The organism is Winogradskyella sp. (genome assembly GCF_013213975.1).
GTDB lineage: Bacteria > Bacteroidota > Bacteroidia > Flavobacteriales > Flavobacteriaceae > Winogradskyella.
The window spans coordinates 1-4,198 of sequence record NZ_JABSST010000133.1; the positions used below are offsets into that span (position 1 = coordinate 1).

Consider the following 4,198-nt stretch of genomic DNA (forward strand, 5'->3'; position numbering starts at 1 on the left):
AATAGCAAAGCTTGGGCTATTTACAACAACATTACTCTACATAGGATTGAGCAAAGCTATTAACAATGTTGTTTTGCCAGCACCCAAGTCACCATTAAATACAACACCTTTAGACTCTAATTGCTTCAAAATATCAGAAGCAACAGAATCAATTTGCTGTAAGTTGTATGTTGAGGCGACTGTTTTCAAACTAAAACTATTGCAAAATAGACTACAATATTAGGTATAATAATTTGAAAAACCTAGAAAAAATTGCATTTCATCGGATATTTGTGCTTTTAATGGATTTACTTCGGGTCCAAAACCACAAATGGAATGATCATTTCTTCTAAAGATACACCACCATGTTGATAGGTGTTTCTGTAATAGCTCACATAATGATTGAAGTTATTTGGGTAGGCCAAAAATAGATCGCCCTTCGCAAATATAAACGAACTACTCATGGTTAGTGCTGGTAAATGCACTGATTTAGGATCTTTTATTGCGAGTACGTCCTTTTCTTGATAAGTTAAACTACGGCCAGTTTTATATCTCAAATTTAGACTTGTATCTCTATCTCCAATCACTTTTGATGGTGCATTGACATTTATAGTACCATGATCTGTAGTGAGTATTAATTTAAACCCTAGTTGTTGTGCCAACTGAATCATCTCTAATAATGGTGAATTCTTAAACCAACTTTGCGTCAACGAGCGATACGCCTTATCGTTAGAGGCTAGCTCTTTTACAACTTCCATTTCGGTTTTAGAGTGCGAGAGCATATCTACAAAGTTGTAGACAACCACGCTAAGATCATTATTTTTTAAGGTTCTAAAATTCTCAACCAATTTCTTTCCAGATTTTAGATTGGTAATTTTATGATACTCATATTTAATATGAGTTAATCCAAGACGCTTGAGCTGTTCTCGTAAAAAATCATCTTCGTGTAAATTTTTTCCGCCTTCGTCGGTATCATTCTTCCAATACTGAGGATACAGCTTTTCCATATCTGCAGGCATTAAACCTGAGAAAATGGCATTTCTTGCATACTGCGTTGCTGTTGGTAAAATGCTGTAGAAGGATGTTTCTGAAGATTTTTTGTAATAGTTATTTACAATAGGCTCAAAGGCGCGCCATTGGTCGTACCTCAAGTTATCAATAACTACTAAGAGTGTCGGTTGCTTATCACTTAATTCTGGAACCACCTTATCTTTAAATAAGGTGTGCGACATTACTGGTGCATCAATATTAGGTTGAAACCAGTCTTCATAGTTCTTTTCGATAAATTTTCCGAACTGAAGGTTAGCCTCAGTTTTTTGAGATTCTAGAATATCCGTCATTCCCACATCTTCAATATCTTCCAGTTGTAATTCCCAATAAATCAATTTCTGATATAAATCTACCCACTCTTCGTAAGTATTTATCATCGACAAATCCATTGCAATTTTTCTGAATTCTTGCTGATAATTGGAGGTTGTCTTTTCAGAAACTAAACGTGAGTGGTCCAAATTTTTTTTAAGACTCAATAATATTTGATTCGGGTTAACAGGTTTTATAAGGTAGTCTGCGATTTTACTTCCAATAGCTTCCTCCATAATATATTCCTCTTCACTTTTTGTAATCATTACCACGGGAAGGTTGGCACGACGCTCTTTAATTTCATTCAAGGTTTCCAAACCTGTAAGACCAGGCATATTCTCATCTAAGAAAACAATATCAAAATTAGTATCATCAATAATATCTAAGGCTTCTGTACCGCTTTGGCACGTTGTAACCTCATAATTTCGCTGTGTTAGAAAGAGAATATGTGGTTTAAGTAGATCGATTTCGTCATCTACCCAGAGAATATTTATGTTGTTCATGTATATTTGTTTTCTAATTAATGAGGATTAAGATTTGAAATCTAATAATAAACTCAAAATATTTAACGATCCAATTTACGGATTTATTACTATTCCAAATTCGTTAATTTTTGATCTTATACAGCACAAATACTTCCAAAGGCTACGTAGAATTAGCCAAATGGGATTGTCTTATTTAGTCTATCCAGGCGCACATCACACACGGTTTCATCATGCTCTAGGAAGCATGCATTTAATGCAAAAAACCATCAATGTACTTCGTTTTAAGGACGTTACAATTTCGGACCAGGAAGAAAATGGACTTTTAATGGCTATTTTATTGCATGATATAGGGCATGGTCCTTTTTCTCATGCCATGGAGCATAGTATTGTGAATGATATTTCGCACGAAGAGATATCCCTAAAATTCATGGAAAGATTGGATGATGAGTTTAACGGAAATTTAACGTTGGCGATATCAATTTTTAAAGGGGAGTATCCGCGTAAATTTATGTGTCAGCTTATATCTAGTCAGTTGGATATGGATAGAGCCGATTATTTAAAGAGAGATAGTTTTTACACAGGTGTTGCTGAGGGTAATATTAATAGTGAACGACTAATTACAATGCTTAATGTTGTAGATGACGAACTAGTGGTGGAAGAAAAAGGAATTTACAGTGTTGAAAAGTTCTTAGTCGCGAGGCGTTTTATGTATTGGCAAGTTTATCTTCATAAAACAGGAGTCGTTGCAGAACAACTATTGACCCAAACTCTTAAACGAGCAAAGGAATTGGTTGAGAAAGGCGAAGTCCTAGTTTGCAGTGAAGCATTGTCGTATTTTTTAAATTCTCAAATTTCAAATGGCAATTTTAATAATGATGTTTTAGATATTTTTTCAAAATTAGATGACTACGATATTGTTTCAGCTATGAAGAACTGGCAACATCATGATGATTTTGTACTTCGTAATCTTTGTGAAATGATTATTAATAGAGATCTTTTAAAAATTAAGATTAAAAATAAGCCCATTAAAAGATTAGACCTTCAATCTTATGAAGAAGCCTTAATGTCAAAATATAAAATCACTAAAGCGGAAGCTCAATATTTTGTTTTTTCTGGAGAGATAACAAATATCGCTTATCAGCAAAAAAAACAACACATTAATATTTTACTCAAATCAGGTAAAACCAAAGATATTGTAAAAGCCTCGGATCAATTAAACCTAAAAGCTTTAAGTAAACCTGTAACTAAATATTATATGTGTTATCCGAAGAAGAAAATGTGATGTATTTTTTCTATTTTTGCGGAAACCAACCGATATTATAAAACCATTTAATTGAAATTTACAGCAGAACAAATCGCAGGTATTCTCGAAGGAAAAATTGTTGGTAATCCTAATATTGAAGTTTCTAAGCTTGCTAAAATAGAGGAAGGAACAGAGGGTTCATTGACATTCTTAGCCAATCCAAAATATAAGTCCTATATATATACTACTAAAGCTTCTATCACCATTGTTAACTCTGATTTTCAACCAGAAGAAGAATTAGCTACCACTTTAATTAAGGTAGATGATGCTTATGGTGCTTTTACTAAATTATTAGAGTATTACAATCAAATAAAACTTAACAAGTCCGGTATAGAACAACCAAGTTCAATTTCGGATTCTGCTAAAATTGGAGAAGGAATATATATTGGTGCCTTTACGTATATCGGGGATAATGTTACGATTGGTAATAACGTAAAGATATTTCCTAATTCCTACATTGGTGATAATGTAGCAATCGGGGATAACAGTATCGTATTCTCTGGAGCTAAAGTTTATTCAGATTGTGTAATAGGTAGCAGTTGTGTGATAAATTCTGGTGCTATTATCGGAGCAGATGGATTTGGATTTGCACCTAATGACAAAGGTGAATATTCAAAGGTCCCGCAAATTGGTAATGTTATTATTGAGGACTTTGTGGATATTGGGGCAGGAACAACAATTGATAGAGCAACCTTAGGGTCTACAGTTATTCGAAGAGGAGTTAAGTTGGATAATCAAATTCAAATTGCTCATAATGTAGAGATCGGTAAAAATACGGTTATCGCTGCGCAGACTGGTGTAGCTGGTTCAACTAAGATTGGTGAAAATTGTCAGATCGGAGGTCAGGTTGGAATTGTAGGGCATATAACTATAGGGAATAATGTAAAAATTCAAGCACAGTCGGGAATAGGAAGGCATGTTAAGGATAATGAAGTGTTACAAGGGTCACCCGCTTTAACCTACGGTGATTACAACAAATCTTATGTTTATTTTAAAAATTTACCTAAGATTGTTAAGAGTATTAATGATTTGGAAAAGAAAGTAAATGGCGATAATTAAAACGGAAGTAAAA

4 protein-coding genes are annotated in these 4,198 nt (G+C 33.8%); 2 read left to right on the forward strand and 2 right to left on the reverse strand.

Annotated features, from left to right (window positions below; all coding sequences use genetic code 11):
• Positions 1-36: 36 nt before the first annotated feature.
• Complete coding sequence (locus HRU49_RS14140) at positions 37-189, reverse strand: hypothetical protein (RefSeq protein WP_296358295.1); 153 nt, start codon at positions 187-189, stop codon at positions 37-39.
• A gap of 98 nt (positions 190-287) precedes the next feature.
• On the reverse strand, positions 288-1,841 hold the full coding sequence (locus HRU49_RS14145; RefSeq protein ID WP_296358297.1) for a bifunctional response regulator/alkaline phosphatase family protein: 1,554 nt from the start codon (positions 1,839-1,841) through the stop codon (positions 288-290).
• A 34-nt stretch (positions 1,842-1,875) separates the two neighbouring features.
• Between HRU49_RS14145 and HRU49_RS14150 the strand changes: the two genes are divergently transcribed.
• Positions 1,876-3,105, forward strand: a complete 1,230-nt coding sequence (locus HRU49_RS14150; protein WP_296358299.1) for an HD domain-containing protein — start codon at positions 1,876-1,878, stop codon at positions 3,103-3,105.
• Positions 3,106-3,156: 51 nt separating this feature from the next.
• On the forward strand, positions 3,157-4,185 hold the full coding sequence (lpxD, locus tag HRU49_RS14155) for a UDP-3-O-(3-hydroxymyristoyl)glucosamine N-acyltransferase (protein ID WP_296358300.1): 1,029 nt from the start codon (positions 3,157-3,159) through the stop codon (positions 4,183-4,185).
• Positions 4,186-4,198: the final 13 nt, after the last annotated feature.

Excerpts from the sequence above, each read along its gene's own strand:
- HRU49_RS14145 (WP_296358297.1), bottom strand. The coding sequence starts at position 1,841 with ATGAACAACATAAATATTCTCTGGGTAGATGACGAAATCGATCTACTT.